This is a genomic window from Sphaerisporangium rufum (assembly GCF_016863395.1).
Lineage (GTDB): Bacteria > Actinomycetota > Actinomycetes > Streptosporangiales > Streptosporangiaceae > Sphaerisporangium > Sphaerisporangium rufum.
Genome location: NZ_BOOU01000045.1, coordinates 1 through 18,657, shown reverse-complemented (window position 1 = coordinate 18,657; position 18,657 = coordinate 1). Strand labels below are relative to the sequence as shown.

Annotated in this window: 14 protein-coding genes; 6 read left to right on the top strand and 8 right to left on the bottom strand. The window is 73.1% G+C overall.

Translation table 11 applies throughout. The features are described 5' to 3' along the window. Nucleotides 1-208: 208 nt before the first annotated feature. Nucleotides 209-853 carry a TetR/AcrR family transcriptional regulator gene (locus tag Sru01_RS15790; RefSeq protein WP_203985333.1) on the top strand — a complete coding sequence of 215 codons (645 nt, stop codon included), beginning with the start codon at nucleotides 209-211 and terminating at the stop codon, nucleotides 851-853. Here Sru01_RS15790 and Sru01_RS15785 read toward each other — a convergent pair. Next, on the bottom strand, nucleotides 832-2,349 hold the full coding sequence (locus tag Sru01_RS15785; protein WP_203985332.1) for a PucR family transcriptional regulator: 1,518 nt from the start codon (nucleotides 2,347-2,349) through the stop codon (nucleotides 832-834). The two genes, Sru01_RS15790 and Sru01_RS15785, sit on opposite strands and share 22 nt — an antisense overlap. Nucleotides 2,350-2,459: 110 nt before the next feature. On the opposite strand from Sru01_RS15785, the gene gabT reads away from it, so the two are divergent. Both gabT and Sru01_RS15775 read left to right on the top strand, forming a co-directional pair. Then, entirely contained in the window at nucleotides 2,460-3,845 is a 1,386-nt protein-coding gene (gene gabT / locus Sru01_RS15780) for a 4-aminobutyrate--2-oxoglutarate transaminase (protein WP_203985331.1), read from the top strand. 168 nt (nucleotides 3,846-4,013) lie between these two features. Continuing rightward, nucleotides 4,014-4,262 carry a hypothetical protein gene (locus Sru01_RS15775; RefSeq protein WP_203985330.1) on the top strand — a complete coding sequence of 83 codons (249 nt, stop codon included), beginning with the start codon at nucleotides 4,014-4,016 and terminating at the stop codon, nucleotides 4,260-4,262. A gap of 18 nt (nucleotides 4,263-4,280) precedes the next feature. On the opposite strand, the gene Sru01_RS15770 is transcribed toward Sru01_RS15775, so the two are convergent. The 6 genes from Sru01_RS15770 to Sru01_RS15745 all read right to left on the bottom strand — a co-directional run bounded on the left by Sru01_RS15770 (nucleotide 4,281) and on the right by Sru01_RS15745 (nucleotide 13,497). Continuing rightward, complete coding sequence (locus tag Sru01_RS15770; protein WP_203985329.1) at nucleotides 4,281-5,510, bottom strand: saccharopine dehydrogenase family protein; 1,230 nt, start codon at nucleotides 5,508-5,510, stop codon at nucleotides 4,281-4,283. A gap of 210 nt (nucleotides 5,511-5,720) precedes the next feature. Continuing rightward, the gene (locus tag Sru01_RS15765; RefSeq protein WP_203985328.1) at nucleotides 5,721-7,010 is read right to left on the bottom strand and encodes a type 2 periplasmic-binding domain-containing protein; all 1,290 of its coding nucleotides are present in this window, start codon (nucleotides 7,008-7,010) and stop codon (nucleotides 5,721-5,723) included. A 147-nt stretch (nucleotides 7,011-7,157) separates the two neighbouring features. After that, complete coding sequence (locus tag Sru01_RS35660) at nucleotides 7,158-7,310, bottom strand: hypothetical protein (protein WP_239137464.1); 153 nt, start codon at nucleotides 7,308-7,310, stop codon at nucleotides 7,158-7,160. 1,629 nt (nucleotides 7,311-8,939) lie between these two features. After that, nucleotides 8,940-10,439: a CoA-acylating methylmalonate-semialdehyde dehydrogenase gene (locus Sru01_RS15755; protein WP_203985349.1), complete on the bottom strand. Its 1,500-nt coding sequence runs from the start codon at nucleotides 10,437-10,439 to the stop codon at nucleotides 8,940-8,942. A 47-nt stretch (nucleotides 10,440-10,486) separates the two neighbouring features. Then, nucleotides 10,487-11,785, bottom strand: a complete 1,299-nt coding sequence (locus Sru01_RS15750) for an aspartate aminotransferase family protein (protein WP_203985324.1) — start codon at nucleotides 11,783-11,785, stop codon at nucleotides 10,487-10,489. Between the two features lie 185 nt (nucleotides 11,786-11,970). Next, complete coding sequence (locus tag Sru01_RS15745) at nucleotides 11,971-13,497, bottom strand: MFS transporter (protein WP_203985322.1); 1,527 nt, start codon at nucleotides 13,495-13,497, stop codon at nucleotides 11,971-11,973. A 73-nt stretch (nucleotides 13,498-13,570) separates the two neighbouring features. On the opposite strand from Sru01_RS15745, the gene Sru01_RS15740 reads away from it, so the two are divergent. The 3 genes from Sru01_RS15740 (at nucleotide 13,571) to Sru01_RS15730 (ending at nucleotide 17,635) form a co-directional block, all read left to right on the top strand. After that, a complete protein-coding gene (locus Sru01_RS15740) occupies nucleotides 13,571-14,302 on the top strand; it encodes a TetR/AcrR family transcriptional regulator C-terminal domain-containing protein (protein WP_203985320.1) in 732 nt (243 codons plus the stop codon). Nucleotides 14,303-14,374: 72 nt separating this feature from the next. Continuing rightward, nucleotides 14,375-15,985: a PucR family transcriptional regulator gene (locus Sru01_RS15735; RefSeq protein ID WP_203985318.1), complete on the top strand. Its 1,611-nt coding sequence runs from the start codon at nucleotides 14,375-14,377 to the stop codon at nucleotides 15,983-15,985. A gap of 174 nt (nucleotides 15,986-16,159) precedes the next feature. Then, nucleotides 16,160-17,635, top strand: a complete 1,476-nt coding sequence (locus tag Sru01_RS15730) for a phosphodiester glycosidase family protein (RefSeq protein ID WP_203985317.1) — start codon at nucleotides 16,160-16,162, stop codon at nucleotides 17,633-17,635. Between the two features lie 74 nt (nucleotides 17,636-17,709). On the opposite strand, the gene Sru01_RS15725 is transcribed toward Sru01_RS15730, so the two are convergent. Then, nucleotides 17,710-18,381 carry an alpha/beta hydrolase gene (locus Sru01_RS15725; RefSeq protein ID WP_239137463.1) on the bottom strand — a complete coding sequence of 224 codons (672 nt, stop codon included), beginning with the start codon at nucleotides 18,379-18,381 and terminating at the stop codon, nucleotides 17,710-17,712. Nucleotides 18,382-18,657: the final 276 nt, after the last annotated feature.

Below are 18,657 nucleotides of genomic sequence, written 5' to 3'. Positions count from 1 at the left end.
GGCGCCGGGCGGTGCCGTGCCAGTACGGACAACCGCCGCGTCCCGCCCCTCCATTACGCATAAGTAGAGTTATTTCCCTCTTTTTGTAACAGTCATACTCCGATTTCGAGATGTTTTCTAATACGGAGCGGTTTGAAGCTTGAGACACGTGGTTAAGTCAAGTTGCGGGTCCGCGCGGGACCCGTGGGGAGAAGGGGCTGGGTCGCTGATGGGTTCGGCTGCGCCGCTCGGGCTCCAGGGCGCGTACACGCTGGGCAGCCACACCACCCGGGACGCGCTGCGCAACCGTCTCATCGAGGTGGCCGGCGGCCTGCTCGTCACCGACGGCGCCGACAGCCTCACCGTCCGGCGGATCGCCGCCGAGGCGGGCTGCGCCACGACCGTGGTGTACACGATGTTCGGCAACAAGGAAGGCCTGGCCGAGGCCCTCTACCTGGAGGGGTTCGAGCGCTTCCGCCGCCGGCTGGACGCGGTGCCCCGCCATCCGGACCCGCTGGAGTACCTCATCTCCCTCGGCGGCGCCTACCGCGAGGCGTGCCTGGCCGAACCGGCCTACTACAGCGTGATGTTCGAGAAGGCGATCCCCGGCTTCGAGCCGAGCGAGCGGGCCCGCACCCTCGCCCGCGCGGCGGTCAACGTCCTGGATCGCGCCGTGGCCGACTGCATCTCGGCCGGCCGGCTCGTGCCGACCCAGCCCCGGAAGATCGCCGACTGCCTGTGGGCGGCGGCGCACGGCGCGGTCAGCCTGGAACGGGCCGGGCACCTGCGCGACGATCACGTCTACACCTCGGTCACCCTGGCCGCCATCAACCGTTACCTGGTGCGCAAGGATCAGCTGCCGCGCTCGCCCTGACCGGCGGCCGACAGCGCGATCCACAGCTCGGCGCGGGTGCCCGGGTCCTCCAGATCACGGCCGAGCAGCTCGGCCACCCGGCGCATCCGGTAGCGCAGCGTGTGCCGGTGCACGCCCAGCCGGTGCGCCGCCGCGTCCCAGTGCCCGTTGCAGGCCAGGTAGGCGCGCAGCGACTCCACCAGATCGGCCCGTGATCCGTACTCGCGCAGCGGCGCCAGCAGCGCGGCGGCGAACGCGGCCAGCGACTCGGGGTCGACCAGCGCCGCCAGCCCTCGCCCGGCGAGGTCGGCGAACCGCATCACCGGGGCGGCCGAGCCCAGGGCCCGCCGGGCCTCCTCCAGCGCGGCCGGCAGCCCGGCCGGCAGCGCGGACGCGGGCACCGGCCGGCTCACGCCGACCGTCGCCCCGGCCGCCGCGGCCACCTCCGCCAGGCGGCCGGCCTCGTCCGGCGCGACCAGCACGACCACCAGCTCCCCGCTGGCCGCGGCGAAGGCCGGCCCCGCCTCCGCCAGCGCGTCCAGCAGCGCCTCGGCGTCGCCCGGCGCGCAGGCGAGCACCGCCACCGGGCCGGTGGGCAGGCCGGACGGCGCCGGGCCGGTACCGAGCAGCGGGCCGACCGCCGCCAGCGTCTCCCCGGCCGCCTCGGCGTCACCGGCCAGCAGCTGCCGCAGCGCCACCGCGCGGACCCCGCGCGCGGCGGCCAGCCGCTCGCGCTGCTGTTCGAGCGCCAGCGCCAGCAGCGAGCCGGCGGTGTTCACCACCGTGTGGCCGACCGGGGTGAACGGCCGGGCGCCGCCCACCACGACGAAGCCGCGCACCCGGCCGGACTCGCCGAGCGGCCGTACCACCACGTGCTCGCCCGGGCCGGACAGCGACAGGCTGGCCGGGTGGCCCGGGGCGCGCAGCCGGTCCAGCTCTCCCTGTACCGCGGCGACGCCGGCCGGCGCGCCGGCGCCCGCGGCGTGCCGTACGGCACCGGACTCGTCCAGCAGCGCGGCCCAGCCGCCGATCTCGCGGGCCAGCCCGCCGACGACGGCGCCCGGTCCGCCCGGTCGCCGCAGCGCGGCCCGGGTCAGCCGGCCCTGCGCGGCCAGGGCGTCGCCGAGCTCCTCGTGCCGCTCGGCGGCCAGCAGGTCGGCGACCACCTTGCCGACCGCGATGAACGCGGTCTCCCGCGGCACCTCGACCAGCGGCAGCCCGGCGGCGGCGGCCGCCCGGACCAGTTCCGGCGGCACCCGGTCGTGGCCGAGCCCCACGCCGAAGCCGAGCCCGGCGACGCCCCGGGCCACCAGGCGGGCCACGTAGGCACCGGCCTCCCGCGGCACGAGGCGCATCCCGGTGGTGAGCAACAGCTCGTCACCTTCCAGGAACGGGGTGGGGTCCTCCAGCTCGCTGACCGCGACCCACCGCACCGGCCGGTCCAGCGCGGACTCCCCCGCGTGCAACCGCAGGCGCAGCGGGGCGGCCGCCACCAGGCGTCGCAGCGTGGGCGCCATCTCCGCTCCCAGGGGGTCGGGCCGGATTTGTACAAGTCGGCCAATCCGGCGTGACCATTGTGACAGGTCGCCAGGTCAAGCCGGCCGGCGGCCACCGTACCGTCGGGGACATGAGCATCGAGCACGACGCCGGCGCGCGGACCGGCCAGGACCAGCCCACCGGCGGCCCGGCGCTCCCCCAGCGGCGCCACCTGGTCACCGAGATCCCCGGCCCGCGGTCGCGGGAGCTGCTGGCGCGCAAGCGCTCGGCGGTTCCCCCGGGCATCGGCACCACGCTGCCGGTGTTCGTCACCCGGGCGGGCGGCGGGGTGCTGGTGGATGCGGACGGCAACTCGCTCATCGACTTCGGCTCCGGCATCGCGGTGACCACCGTGGGCAACGCCGCGCCGCGCGTGGTGGAGCGGGTGCGGCGGCAGGCCGGCGAGTTCACCCACACCTGCTTCATGGTGACGCCCTACGAGTCGTACGTCGAGGTCTGCGAGCGGCTGAACGCGCTCACCCCTGGCGATCACGAGAAGCGCTCGTTCCTGGTGAACTCGGGCGCCGAGGCCGTGGAGAACGCGGTGAAGGTGGCCCGGCACGCCACCGGCCGCCAGGCCGTGGTCACCTTCGACCACGGGTACCACGGCCGCACGCTGCTCACCATGACGCTGACCGCCAAGAACATGCCCTACAAGCACCGGTTCGGCCCATTCGCGCCGGAGGTGTACCGGATGCCGATGGCCTACCCGTTCCGGTGGCCGACCGGGCCGGAGAACTGCGCCGAGGAGGCCGCCGCGCAGGTGGTGGACGCCATCACCAAGCAGATCGGCGCGGAGAACGTGGCGGCCATCGTGATCGAGCCCATCCAGGGTGAGGGCGGCTTCATCGAGCCGCCGCGCGGGTTCCTGCCGGCGCTGGTCTCCTTCGCCCGGGACAACGGCATCGTCTTCATCGCCGACGAGGTGCAGACCGGCTTCGCCCGCACCGGGCGGATGTTCGCCTGCGAGGACGAGGGCATCGTGCCGGACATCATCTGCACCGCCAAGGGCATCGCGGGCGGCCTGCCGCTGGCCGCGGTGACCGGCCGGGCGGAACTGCTGGACGCGGTGCACGTGGGCGGGCTGGGCGGCACCTACGGCGGCAACCCGCTCGCCTGCGAGGCGGCGCTGGCGGTGTTCGACACGATCGAGGCCGAGGACCTGACCGGCCGGGCCCGGCGGATCGGTGAGATCATGCTCCCCCGGCTCCGCACGCTCGCCGAACGCCACCCGATGGTGGGCGACGTGCGCGGCCGCGGCGCCATGGTGGCGATCGAGCTGGTCCGGCCGGGCACCAAGGATCCCGACCCGGCGGTGACCGGGGAGATCGCCCGGCGCTGCCACGCCGACGGCCTGGTGGTGCTGACCGCGGGGACCTACGGGAACGTCCTGCGCTTCCTGCCGCCGCTCGCCATGCCCGAGCAGCTGCTGGAAGAGGGGCTGTCCATCCTGGAGAAGGCCATCTCGTCCGTTTAGTCGCACCCGACGAGGGGCACCCGACTTGCCGTCAGGTGCCCCTTTTGTCATTGAACAGCGGAAGCGTTGCCTGCGATTTAACCCTGCCTTGACATCGCGCTAGTCGATCACGCGGAGTAATGGCGCTATAACGGTTCGGGTACGGCACATTCCATCAACGGGAGCGTAATGAGCCGGGATCCGACCGGAGCGGCACGGCCGACCCTGACATTCGACCCAGACGACCTCACCGCACCCCAGCGGGCCGGTGACGCGTGCGCCGTCTGTCACAAGAAGTGGCCGCGCCCGCGGGTGCGCGTCGGCAGGCTGCCGAACTCCGCCCCGGTCATGGCCTGCGAGGACTGCGCGGAGACGCTGCTGCCGCCCCCGCCCGCGTCACGGCGCCGCTCGCCGCGCAGCCGCGCCTCGCTGCGCTGACCTCCGCGCGGAGCCGCCTCATCCCTCGCGCATGCCCCAGGGCGACCCGTACTCCGTCAGCAGATCCAGGAACGGGACCGGGTCGAACGCCTCGGGACCGAGCACCCCCCGGCCGCGCCAGGTGCCGCGGGCGAGCAGCTCCAGCGCGACCACCGGATGCACGGCGGTCTGCCACACCACCGCCTGCGAGCCGTACTCGCGCATCGACCACTCGTTGTCGACCACGTGGTACAGGTACACCTCGCGGGGCCGGCCGCCGGCGCCGGTCCCCTTGACCCAGGTCCCCGCGCACGTCCGGCCGCGCATCCGCTCGCCGAGGGTGGCCGGGTCGGGCAGCGACGCGGCCACCACGTCCCGGGGCGACACCTCGACCCCGGCCACCCGCACCGGTTCGGTGGAGTCCAGCCCGAGCCGGCGCAGCGTGCGCAGCACGTCGATGAAGTCCCGGCCGAGGCCGTACTTGAACGTCACCCGGCCGGCCTTCACCCAGCGCGGGATGAGCAGCACCTCCTCGTGCTCGACGTTCACGCACTCCACCGGCCCGATGCCCCCGGGGAAGTCGAAGATCTCCGGTTCGCTGAACGGCTCGGTGGTGTGCCAGCCGCCGTTCTCCCAGACCACCGGCGGGTTCAGGCACTCCTCGATCGTGGTCCATATCGAGAACGTGGGCGCGAAGCCCGGCACCCCGTCCGGTCCGGGGACGACCAGGTCGGCGCCGTCCCGGATGCCGATCTCGTCGATGCTCTGGAACAGGTGGTCGGCGGCGTACCGGGCGAACACGTCGGCCAGGCCGGGCTCGACGCCCATGCCCACCAGCGCGAGCCGGCCGCCGGCCTCCCAGGCGGCCGACATCGCGAACTGCTCGTCGCCGAGCTTGACGCCGGTCAGCTCGTAGGGCCGGGCGGGATGCGGCCGCGACAGCGACAGCGCCATGTCCAGGTAATCCGCCCCGGCGCCGAGGGCGGCGCGAAACAGCGACATGTCGAACCGAGGATCCACCGCGTTGAACAATACGTCGCACCGGTGCTCCCGCAGCGCCGCCTCCACCGCCCCGCGGTCGGCGGCGTCCAGGCCGATCGCGCTGAACCGCGCCCCGCCACCCGGGGCGCCGGCCTGGCGGGCGACGACCGCCTCGGCGCGGGCGCGGTCGTGGTCGGCGACGACGATGTGCTGGAAGAAGTCGCGACGAGCGGCGATCGGGACCACGGCGGATCCGACGCCGCCGGCCCCCACGAGCAGGATGCGCATGTCCCAAGGTAACAACTGACTGGTCGACCATTCAATGGAAGGGTGCGGCGGGCCCGGCCTCGGACCTGTGGAGTCAGCGGCCCACGGCATCCCGGGCCGGTCGAACCGCGGCGCCGACCCGCCCGGCCCGCGCGGGCCGGCACACCGCGGGACGCGCCCAGGTTCGTACCCCGGTTCGTGCCCGGCGGGGCGGCGTCCGGCGGGCACCGGTCAGGGCACCAGGCGCCGCCACCGCTCGGCCCACTCGGCGTAACCGGCGCAGCCCGCGCAGCCGCTCCCCGGTCGCACCGCGAAGGCCACCTTCTTCAGCCATGAGGTGTCACCGACGCGGTAGGCCGCGCACATCCGCCCGGATCGCGCGGTCAGCCCGAGCGCGGCCGCCGGCTCGTCACTCGGCACCCGCCGGTCGCAGGCGTCCGGATTCGCCGGGGCCAGCCCGTTCCACACCGCCGCCTGCTGCTGCACCCGGGCGGTGCTCGCCCAGTCGATCCAGCGGTAGGCACAGTTCGGCGCCGCCGCCCGCGTGGAGATCATCCAGGAGTCGATCCAGCCGGTGGCGGGCGCGGCCGGCAGGTCCTTGACCGGCCGGCCGGCCCGGCGCAGCGCGTCCAGGTGGTAAGGCAGCACGCGACCGGCCCGGACCGACCCGCCGGCCAAGGCTCGCAGCGCCTCGACCGGCTCCCGCCAGTACACCCGCTCCCCGTGCCGCGCCGACAGCAACGCGGTCGCGGCGTCGAGTTGGCGCGGCGTCAACGCGAACGGGTCGGTGATGCCGAGTTCCGGGCTGCGCCGCCGCAGTGCGAGCGCGGCGTCCGCGATCGACAGCGGCGAATCGCGCAACAGCACCGGACCTTCGGCGGAGTAGAGGCCCGCCGGCGTGGCCGGGCGGGCGCCCTTCCCCTCGTACAAGGTGAGATAGGTGCCCCACAGGAACGGCACGCCGTAGACCCGGCCGCCGGCGCGCAGCGACGGATGGCCCCGGAGACGCTCGGTGATGTCCTGATAGTGCGGCACGAGCCCGGTGTTGATCGGGGCGGCCTCGCCCCGCTCGATCAGCCGGCCGCCGACCTCCGGTGGCACCCCCGCCACGTCGAACGGCACCCGGTCCAGCAGATCGTCCAGATCGTCGCCACCCTGCGGCACCCGCAGGCTGACCCGGCAGCCCGTCTTGCGCTCGAATGCGGTGATCCAATTGACGGCGGGGTCATTGCCGCCGTACTCGGCGTAGCCGCGGTACGTCAGCACCGTGACGGTGCCCTCGCCGCGGCCGAGGCCGGTCGGCGCCGGGGACCGCGCGGGCGTACCGGACGGGGCAGGCGTCGCCGGAGTCGACACGGCCGGACCCGGCGGCGCGGTCGTGCTCGGCGCCGGGGACGTGCTCGGCGCCGCGGCGGTGGAGGTGCCGGCGGCGGGCGCGCCGGCCCCGCACGCGGCGAGCGCCACGACGGCGACGGCGAGCGGAGCGGCGAGGCCGGCCCGGGACCGCCATCGATCGAACACACCAGCCCCCTGACACTCGCCGCCTCTCCCGGAGCCTAGCGGCTGGCGGCCGGGCAGGCGGGCATCCGCCCCCGGCCATGACCGAGGGGTGCGCACCGGACGGCGCGCACCCCTCGCCCATCGGATCGGACCGGTCTCAGCGACCGATCAGCAGGAGTAGCCCGTGCCCACCGCCGTCACCACGACGCTGGACTGGCACACCGGGTACACCGTGGTGGCCGGCACCACGGTGGCGGTGGGCACGACGGTCGTGGCCGTGCCCGGCACCGCCGTGCCGGTCGGGCAGGTGGTGGTGGTCACGCAACCGGTGGGCATGCCCGCCGGGCCGGGAGCACCCTGCGCCCCGGGCGGGCCCTGCGGCCCGGGCGGGCCGGCCGGACCGGTGGCACCCGGCTCTCCAGGCGCTCCAGGCGCACCCGGCTCTCCGGGCGGACCCTGCGGCCCAGGAGGTCCCTGCGGTCCGGTGGCACCCGGCATTCCCGGCGCACCCGGCTCTCCAGGCGGGCCCTGGGGTCCGGGATACCCGACCGGACCGGTGCCACCCGGCTCTCCGGGGGGACCCTGCGGGCCGGGCGGGCCCACCGGACCTGTCGCGCCGGGCAGACCAGGGGCACCCGGCTCTCCAGGCGCTCCAGGCGCACCCGGCTCTCCGGGCGGACCCTGCGGTCCAGGAGGACCCATCGGACCCATCGCACCCATCGCACCCGGCACACCAGGCGCACCCATCTCTCCAGGCGGACCCTGCGGTCCAGGCGGACCGCCAGGGCCGGTGGCACCAGGGGCGCCGGTGTCTCCGGGAGGTCCCTGCGGCCCGGGAGGACCGGCGGGACCGGGAAGCCCCACCGGACCGATGGCACCCGTCGCGCCAGGGGGACCAGCCGGCCCGGGCGGGCCCTCCGGACCGGGAGCACCGTTCTCCCCCGCCGGTCCGGCCGGGCCCATCGGACCCATCGGACCCATCGGTCCAGGCGGTCCAGGCGGTCCGGCCGGGCCACCCGCCGGGCCGACCGACCCCTCCGGCCCGGGCGGACCGGCCGGACCCATCGGGCCCATCGGACCGGGCGCGCCGGACTCGCCGGGCACGCCTGCCGGACCCATCGGGCCCATCGGGCCCATCGGACCGGGCGCGCCGGTCTCACCGGGCGGGCCCACCGGGCCCATCGGACCGGGCGCGCCGGTCGCTCCAGGCAGACCCATCGGGCCCATGGGGCCCATCGGACCGGCGGGTCCGGGCGGGCCCTGCGGCCCGGGCGGACCCGCCGGACCCGGCGGCACCTTGCAGAGAGACTGGGGCAGGTTCAGATAGGCGCACAACGGGATGACGCCCGGCGCCACCGAGGACGTCACCGCGACCGGGCGCACCACCGCGACCGGGCGCACCACGGTGACGGTGGGGACGACCAGGCCGACGGCCGCCACCGGCGGGCACGCGACTATGACGCAATCGGCCGGCAGGGCGAGAGACCGCTTTCCGGCACGGGTCGCCTTGGCAGCCGCGCTCAGCGCACCATTCGTCACCGCTTTTCCGGATGGTTCCGGAACGCGCGCCTCGGCGCCTGCCGGAGCAGGTGAGTAAAGGAGAACGGCCCCGGCGAGTACCCCGCCCGCCAGGGTCCGTTTCATAAAAGTAGCCACTCCTCATTCTTGCTCCGCCGCGTTCGGGAATACCACCGGCGCCGAGCATCCTTTGACATGCCGATGATTTCTACGGCGATTCTTTTCGAGGTCCGTCGGTACGCCTGCCTGTCCCGGCTCCCCGCTTTGCCCGCCTCTTCGTTTTTACCGAGAAAACGGTCGCATCACCTTATTGGGCACCGCGTCCCCGGATCAGCCCACTAAGCCGACGAAAATCGCCGGATCGGGAGATGACCCGATATTCGAAATTCGACCCGTCGGTCAGCCGTCGATGCGGCGCACTCCCGCGGCCGGCTAACCATTCGTCGGAAAGCCGAGGTTCACCCCGCCATGGCCCTGGTCCGGCCACCGGGAGGTGACCACCTTTCCGCGCGTGTAGAAGTGCACGCCGTCCGGTCCGTGGACATGGGTGTCGCCGAAGAGAGACGCCTTCCATCCCCCGAAGGAGTAGAACGCCATCGGCACCGGGATCGGGACGTTGACCCCGACCATGCCGACCTCCACCTCGGCGTGGAACCGGCGGGCGGCCCGGCCGTCGCCGGTGAAGATGGCGGCGCCGTTGCCGTACTCGGTCCCGTTGATGATCGCCAGGCCCTCCTCGTACGAGGGGACCCGCACCACCGACAGCACCGGGCCGAAGATCTCGTCGCGGTGCACGGCCGTCCCCGGACGCACGTGGTCGAGCACGGTGGGGCCGAGCCAGAAGCCGGGGGTCGCCGCGGCGGTCGTACCACCCCGGATCGGCGTCTCCCGCCCGTCCACCACCAGCTTGGCCCCCTCCGCCAGCGCGGCGTCCAGATAGCCGGCCACCCGGTCGCGGTGCGCCCCGGTCACCAGCGGGCCCATCTGGGCCTCCGGGTCGTCGCCTGGCCCGACCACCAGGCCGGCCACCCGCTGCACGATCTTGTGCACCAGCTCGTCGCCGGCCGGGTCGACCGCTATCACCACCGAGATCGCCATGCACCGCTCGCCGGCCGAGCCGAAACCGGCGTTCACCGCCGCGTCGGCGACCAGGTCCAGATCCGCGTCCGGGAGTACCAACATGTGGTTCTTGGCGCCGCCGAGCGCCTGCACCCGCTTACCGTGCCGGGTGCCGGTCTGGTAGACGTGCCGGGCGATCGGCGTGGAACCGACGAACGACACCGCACGCACCTGCGGATGCTCCAGGAGCCGGTCGACCGCGACCCGGTCGCCCTGGACGACGTTGAAGACGCCGTCGGGCAGGCCGGCCCGCCGCCACAGCGACGCCAGCAGCAGCGAGGCGGCCGGATCCCGCTCCGACGGCTTCAGCACGAAGGTGTTGCCGCAGGCGATGGCGACAGGGAACATCCACATCGGCACCATGACCGGGAAGTTGAACGGCGTCACCCCGGCCACGACACCGAGCGGCTGCCGGATGGAGAAGGAGTCCACCCCGGTCGAGACGTTCTCGGAGTACCCGCCCTTCAACAGGTGCGGAATGCCGCAGGCGAACTCGACCACCTCGAGCCCGCGCGCCACCTCGCCGAGAGCGTCGGCGCGCACCTTGCCGTGCTGTGCGGTGATCAGCGCGGCCAGCTCGTCGCGGTGGGCGTCCACCAGCTCGCGGAACCGGAAGAGCACCTGCGCCCGCTTCACCAGCGACGCGTCCCGCCAGGCCGGGAAGGCGGCGGCCGCCGCCGCCACCGCCGCGTCGACCTCGGCGGCCGAGGCCAGCGCGACGTGCCCGGCGACCCGGCCGGTCGCCGGGTCGAAGACCTCGGCCCGGCGCCCCGACCGGCCCGCGACCGGTCCGCCCGCGATCCAGTGCCCCATCTCGCCCGCCGTCCCAGGGCCCGCCCCGGTCTCGATCCGGCCGTCCGTCACGTGCCCGCCTCCTCGCCCATCGTCTCCAGCGCCGTCAGGATGATGCCGAGCCCTTCACGGGCCTCGTCCTCGGTCAGGGTGAGCGGCGGCGCCATCCGGACCACGTTGCCGGCCAGGCCGCCCTTGCCCACCAGCAGGCCGAGCCGCCTGGTCTCCTCCATGAACCGCGCGGCCGTCTCCGGCGCCGGCGCGCCGGTGGCGGGGTGCACCAGCTCGATGGCGAGCATCAGGCCCCGGCCGCGGACGTCGCCGACCATGGGCAGGCGCGGCCGGGCCTCGCGCAGCCCGGCGAGCAGGATCTCGCCGGTGACCGCGGCCCTGGCCTGCAGGTCATGGTCGAGCACGTAGTCGAGGGTGGCGTTCGCCGCGGCCATGGCGATCGGGTTGCCGCCGAAGGTGGACAGGCCGATCGCCCGCGGCCCGTCCATCAGATCACCGCGGGCGACGACGCCGCCGACCGCGAAGCCGTTCCCGAGGCCCTTGGCGAAGGTCATCATGTCCGGTGTCACGCCGTCGGCGTGGATGCCGAAGAAGGCCGCACCGGTGCGTCCCCAGCCGGTCTGCACCTCGTCGGAGATGAACAGGACGCCCTCCTCGGCGAGCACCTCCCGGTAGGCGCGCAGCAGGCCGGCGGGCGGCATGGTGAAGCCGCCGACCCCCTGTACCGGTTCGGCGATCAGCGCCGCCACGTCGCCGGCCACCACGGTGGCGAGCTGGTGGCGCAGGTCGGCGACGCACGCGTCCAGGTAGGCGGCGTCCGACATGCCGCGGAACTGCGGCAGGTGCCGGTCTGTGCCGTGCAGGAAGCGCACGGTCAGCGGGGACAGCGCGTTGTTCTTCCAGGCGCGGTTGGCGGTGACCGCGATGGCGCCGAAGCTGCGCCCGTGGTAGCTCTGCCTCAGCGCGAAGACCTCGCCGGAGCGGCGGGCGTGCGCGGCGAGCAGCAGTGCCGTCTCGTTCGCCTCGGTTCCGGAGTTGGTGAAGAACACCTTGGCGTTCTCGATGCCGGACAGCCGCGCGATCTTCTCCGCCAGCTCCACCTGCCCGCGGAGCAGGTACATGGTGCTGGTGTGCACCACCCCGGTGGCCAGCTGGCGCTCCACCGCCTCCCGGACCTCGGGCACGTCGTACCCGATCATGTTGGTCAGGATGCCGGCGAAGAAGTCGAGGTAGCCGCGCCCGCCGGCGTCGACGACGCGGTTGCCCTTGCCGCCGACGATCTCGATGGGCGCATCGTAATAGAGGGGCATCCAGCCGGGCATGACCGCGCGGTGTCGCGCGTGGAGGTCGGACATAGTGTGATTATCACCAGCGGCCGCCAGCGGTCCCACCCCCAACGTGTCGGTACATCCCCGTCCCACCTTACAGTTCGGCGGGCGTCATCTCCGATCGTCTCGACGGCAGCATGTCCTGACATATCAATGGCCCGGCCGTGCCGGTGGCCACCACTCGGGGGGCGGCCACCGGCACGGTGGCGCGGTCAGCCCACCGGCTCGGCCGCGGGGGTGGCGGCGGCGGGGGCCGGGCGGGCACGCAGCACGCTGAAGGCCAGCACGGCCGCGGCCACGGTGAACGCGACACCGACCCACGAACCGAAGGACATCGCCGAGACGAAGGCCTCCTTGGCGGCGCGCGCCAGCCCCGGATCCTTGGTGGCGAGCGCCGCCCCGATCGAATCCCGGGCCGCCGCGGGGGCCTCGTCCGGCATCCGGGCGGTGTAGACGCCGGCCAGCACGCTGCCCAGCACGGCCACGCTCAGCGCCATCCCGACCTGCTGGACGGTGTCGTTCAGCGCCGACCCGACCCCGGCATGGTCCGGCGGCACCGCCCCCATGAGCGTGGCGTACGCCGACGGTCCGGCCAGGCCGCCACCGATGCCCATGATCAGCAGACCGCTGATGAGCTTTCCGTAGCCGTCGCCGGGTCCCACCAGGGCGAGCACCAGGAAGCCGCCCGCCATCACCAGCAGGCCGCCGGCGATCAATGTCCGGTTGCTGACCCGCTGCCCCAGCCCGGCGCCCACCGCGTTGAACATCGCGGCCGCCACCGCGTAGGGCAGCAGTGCCAGCCCGGCCTTCATCGGGCCGTACCCCAGGACGAACTGCAGATACTGCGTCAGCATCAGCAGCAACGCGCCGGCGCCGAACGACATCAGCACGATGGAGAAGGACGCCCCGCTGAAGTTCCGGTCTCGGAACAGGGCGAGCGGCAGCATCGGATGCGCCGAGCGCCGTTCCCACACCACGAACGCGCCGAGGGCGAGCACGGCGACCGCCGCGGCGACCAGCGACGACCGCGCCGTCCAGCCGTCCCGGGGCGCCGCGATGATCAGGTAGACCAGCGCGGTCATGCCGGCGGTCGACAGCAGCGCGCCGACCGGGTCGGTAGGCCGGGCGGGGGCCTTGGACTCGGGCATCAGCAGCATCGCGGCGACGATGGCGAGCACGGCGATGGGCACGTTGAGCAGGAACACCGACCCCCACCAGTAGTGCTCCAGCAGGAAGCCGCCCAGCGTCGGCCCGGCGATCACGCCGACCATGGCCACCGCGCTCCAGGCGGCGAGCGCCTTGCGGCGCTCGGAGTCGTCGAAGACCGTGATCAGGATCGACAGCGTGCTCGGCATGAGGAAGGATCCGCCGATGCCCATGAGCGCCCGCGCGCCGATGAGCTGCCAAGGTTCGGTGACGACCGTCGCCAGCAGCGAGGCCCCGCCGAACGCCGCCAGCCCGATGATCAGGAATCGCCGGCGGCCGTACCGGTCGGACAGGCTGCCCGCGGTGAGCAGCAGGCCGGCGAAGACCAGCACGTAGGCGTCGATGATCCACTGGATGTCCGCCGGCGTGGCACCAAGATCGCGGATCAGCGAGGGGATGGCGAGGTTCAGGACCGTGTTGTCCACCACCAGCACCAGCAGGCTCAGACACAACACGCTGAGAATCCACCAGCGCCGCGGGTCCTTGGCCGCCCCGGCGGCGTTCGCTTCTGGTCGTACATCGTTCGAGTTCACTCGCACAGTGTACGACGGCACTCGTACACCGTGCGAGTGGTTTTATGCTGGAACGAACGAAGGAGAGCCGCACGTGCCACCCAAGCCGCGTTTCCAGTCGGTATGGACCCGGGAGCCCGCTCCGGCCAAGCGGGTCCGCGACCAGCCGGCGCTGAGCCGCGACCAGATCGTCCGGGAGGCGATGGCGCTACTGGACCAGGAGGGCATGGACGCGCTCAGCATGCGAAAGCTCGGTGCCCGCCTCGGCTCCGGCGCCACCAGCCTCTACTGGCACGTGGCCAACAAGGACGAGCTACTGGAACTGGTCCTCGACCAGGTCTACGCCGAGGCGTGGACCGGCGGCCTGGCCGCCGACGGCTGGCGCGACACCGTGGCCGTCCTCGCCTACGGGCTGCGCGGGGCCATGCTCAAGCACCCCTGGGTGGTCACCCTGATCGGCTCGATGCCGAGTCTCGGGCCGAACGCCATGGCCGCCGTCGACACACTCGTCCGGACGCTGAGCACCGCCGGTTTCTCCCCGGAGGAACTCGACTACGCCGTCGCCGCCGTGATGTCCTACACCATCGGTGCCACCACTCCCGAGGCCAGCTGGATCAACAGCCGCGGCCGGCAGGAATATGGCATGGACGACTGGGTCGAGTCCATGAAGCCGCAGGTCCGAGTGGCCGCCGCGGCCTACCCCGAGTTGCTCGCCCGGTTCGAGGCCCACGCCCCGGACGACCTGGACCGGTCGCGCCAGCTCAGCTTCGACTTCGGCCTGATGGCCCTGCTCGATGGCCTGGACGCCCGCCTGCACGGCCGCTGACCCGGCCATCCATCGCAAGGTGTCAGCAGACGGCACGTCACCTTTACATAGTGATCGGATATTGTCTGGCCTATGCTTCCAACCTTGGCCGACGTCCTCGCCCTGGACGCCGTCCGCCGCGGCAATCCGCGCGTGATCGCGGGCGCCGACCGGCTGGACACCCGGGTGCGGTGGGTGCACGTCGGCGAGGTAAGCGACATCGCCCACCTGCTCCGCGGTGGCGAGCTCATCCTCACCACCGGCGTGGCGCTACCCGGCGAACCCGGCCGGCTGGCCGACTACATCGCCGATCTGGCCGCCGTCGGTGCGTCCGGTCTGGTGGTGGAGCTCGGCCGCCGCTTCGTCGGCGAGCTGCCCGGAGCCGTCGTCGAGACGGCCGAGACACACGGCCTCCCGCTGGTCACCCTCACCCGGGAGACCCCGTTCGTGCAGATCACCGAGTCGGTGCACGCACGCATCATCGACATCCAGCTTGAGGAGCTGCGCGCGTCCGAGCACCTGCACGAGGTGTTCACCGAGCTGTCGGTGGAGGGCGCCCCGCCCGCGGAGGTGCTGCGCCAGGTGTCCCGGCTGTCCACCCGGCCGGTCCTGCTGGAGAACCTGGCCCACCAGGTGCTCGCCTGCGAGTCCGCCGGACGCGACACCGGCGTGCTGCTCGCCAACTGGGAGACCCGATCCCGGGCCGTCGCCCCCCGCGAGCGCACCGCCTACGACGCCGCGGCCGGCTGGCTCGTCACCATGGTGGGTGCCCGCGGACACGACTGGGGGCGCCTCATCCTGCTCTGCGACTCCCCGCCCGGGCCGCGGGAGATCGTGCTGGCCGAGCGGGGTGCCACCACCCTCGCGCTCGGCAGGCTGCTGGAACGCCACCAGCAGAGCCTGGAGCGCCAGGCGCACGGCACCATCATCGCCGGAATCCTGACCCACGCCTACGCCGACCCGGAGGAGGCCGCGGCCCGCGCCCGCGCCGTCGGCGTCCCGCTGACCGGGCGCAACCTCATCAGCCTGGTGCTGCGGCTCACCGATCCGGCCGAGACCGCTCTCAACCTGCAGGCCCGCCTCGGCGAGCTGGCCGAGGCGACCGCGACCGCCTGCCGCGAGGGCCGGCTGCCCGCTCTGGTCGGCGCCCTGGACCAGCACCGCGTCGGTGTCCTGCTGCCGCTGCCCGCCCGCGTCCCCGCCGAGGAAGCGCTCACCGCGCTGGCCGAACGATTGCGCTCGGCGTTCCCCCGGCCGTTCGTGCTGGCCGCCGGGTCCGTCGTCGAGTCCGTCCGCGACGCGCGGCGCAGCTTCCTAGAGGCCGAGCAGGTCGCCGAGGCCGCGGCCCGCCAGCCCGACCGCCGCTCGTTCTACCGCCTGCCGGACCTGCGGCTCCGCGGCCTGCTCCACCTGCTGCGCGACGACGCCCGGCTGCAGACCTTCGCCGAGCGCGAGCTGGGCCCGCTGCTCGCGCACGACGCGCAACGCGGCGGCGACCTGACCGGCATTCTGCGCACCTATCTGGACGCCGGGCGCAACAAGGCCGTCGCCGCCCAGCGGGCCCACCTGTCCCGCCCCGCGTTCTACGACCGGCTACGCCGGCTGGAGCGCGTGCTCGACACCGACCTGGACGACGTCGACTCCTGCCTCTCGCTGCACGTCGCCCTGCTCGCCCTGGAATCCGTCCGCCGCCCGAGGCCATGAATCCCCACACGCGCCGGCGAACCCTCACGGACCTTCCAGAAACCGGACAGATGATGTCGATCGTCATCAAGTTGCCGGTCACATTCTCGTAGACCTTGGCGCGTTTTCCGGCGGACCCCGGCGCGGCCCCGAGAACATGGTGCATCTAGTCACAGATCACCTTGGGAGCCTTCGATGCCACGTCGCCTCATCGCCGGCCTGGCGGCCATGTCGTTGGTCATGGCCACCGCGCCCGTGGCGGCCGCCGACACGGCCGCGCGGCCCGTCCGGTCGAAGCTGCCGACGAAGGGCTTCCCGCTGGCCGAGTCCGACGCCGGCACCCAGAAGCACACCACCGTGGCCCCCGGCCTCGACCTGTTCACCATGGTCCAGGGCAAGCCGTCCGACGGTTACACGGTGTCCCTGCTGATCAAGGGCAAGGACTACGGGTCCAAGGCCGAGGCCGAGGCCGCCGCCGAGGCCGCCCGCGCCGCCGGGCACGAGGTCGGCGTCCAGCGGTTCGTCCGGCCCGGGGTGGCCGACTACCCCGAGGGCGAGGGGTACATGGTCAGGACCGGCCGGTGGACCCTCGCCCAGCGCCACGGTGCCGAGAAGGTCGTCAAGCGGCTCAAGGACGACGGCATCAAGGCCAAGGTCGACTTCCTCGGCGACGACGGCACGCGCACCACCGGCCCGTGGAACATGCGCGTACTCACCATCGACCCCGGCCGGTTCCGCGGCTCGCTCCGCGCGAGCCTCGGCCAGAGCGTCGCAAAGCGGGAGACCCCGTCCGCCATGGCCAAGCACGCCAAGGCGATCGCCGCGGTCAACGGCGGCTTCTTCAACATCCACACCGCCAAGAACCTGCGCGGCGAGCCGGTCGGCATCTCGGTGGTGAACGGACGGCTGCTCAGCGAGGCGGTTCCCGGCCGGAGCGCCATCGTGCTCAAGGGGCGCACCGCCCGCATCACCGAGGTGAAGACCTCCATCACCGCCAAGTCCGAGGGCGGAGAGAAGACCGTCGTCAATGGCGTCAACCGGATGGCCGCCGCCGACGAGCTCGTCCTCTACACCGAGGAGTTCGGCGAGAAGACCCCCGCCGACGAAGGTGCCGAGGCCGTGCTGAACGACAAGGGCGAGGTGACCGAGCTGCGGCCCGCCGGCGGGAAGGTCGCCGCCGGCACCCGGGTGTTGCACGGCACCGGCATCATGGCCGACTGGATCTGGTCGCACGCCTGGGAGCGGTGGACGATCGAGATCGAATCCAAGGTCACCGACCTGCGCACCCGCAAATCCATCCCGCTCACCTCGGACACCGGCATCATCGGCGGCTCGGTGGGGCTGGTCCGTAACGGCCGCGCGCACGTGACCGCCAAGACCGACGGGTACGCGAACGTCAACATGATCCTGCGTCGGCACCCGCGCACGCTGGCCGGCGTCACCAAGTCCGGGGAGCTCATCCTGGCCACCGTCGACGGCCGGCGGCCGGGCGTCAGCGTCGGCGCCTCCATGGTCGAGGCCGCCGAACTGATGATGTGGCTCGGCGCCCGCCAGGCCGTCAATCTGGACGGTGGCGGCTCGAGCGCCATGGTGGTCAAGGGCAAGGTGGTCAACACGCCATCCGACGGCAGCGAGCGCGGCGTGGGCGACGCCCTGCTCGTGCTTCCCTGATCCGTGGCGACCTGGTGATCACCTCACGTCGCCGGGCCGGGTAGCCCCGTCTCGATCAGCGGCACACCGGGACCTCACCACGCTCCGGACCGGTACCCGGCGAGCTCCACCAGAAGCCGGGCGACACCGGCCGGATCGACGATCTGGTGGAGGTGCGCGCCGGCGAGATGGGCGACCTGCCACCCGCGCTCCCGTGCCTGCTCGGCCTCGACATCGTAGGGCGCGCCGAACATCAGGTAGGCGCACGGGTGATCGTCCCAATCGGCGGGCACCGGAACGGCCTGCTCGTAATACGACAGCGGCAACCTGGGCTGCTCTTCGACCACCGTCCGCCGGGTCACCGGATCGGGGAACATCGGGGCCACGTCCCCCTCGTCCCACCAGTCGGTCCACTGTGGCAGCGAACCGTCCACGGCCAACGGGCGCAGGAACTCCAGTCCCTGGGCCGAGGCGACCGCCGTCGCGCCTGTCCGTGCGGGCAACGCGGCATCCACGAAGATCGACGCGGTCACCGGCCGGTCGAGCCCCGCCCGGATCACCGGGAGGAACAGTCCCGCATTGCTGTGCGCCACCAAGACGACGGCCCGATCAGGCGGTATCGATTCGAGGTCGTCCCGCACCGCATCGACCGCACGCGGCCAGTACGGCGCCTCCCCGATGCCGACCTGCAGCAGTGAGGGCACCCGCACCTCATGTCCGGCCGCCGTCAGATGCTCTGCGACGGGTGCCCAGGTGGCGGGGCCCACGGACGGACTATGCACGAGCACGAAGAGTCCTGGCATAAGGGCATTCTCCCGGTCCGCCGCGGGTACGAGCGGGCGCTTCTCCTCAAGGCGAACCATCGAGCACCTGGAACCGTCGAACTCCTGGCGAACCGCGAAACGGACGGCACGCACCCACGGCGCCAACAGCCTGAACCGGACCCAGCAACTGCCTGCCGGCGCTAAACGCACCGGAGGCTTGTCATCGGCGTCCGTCGCCGGCCGGCGGGGTGGGACCGGTGCCCGTCGCGGGCCGGTCAG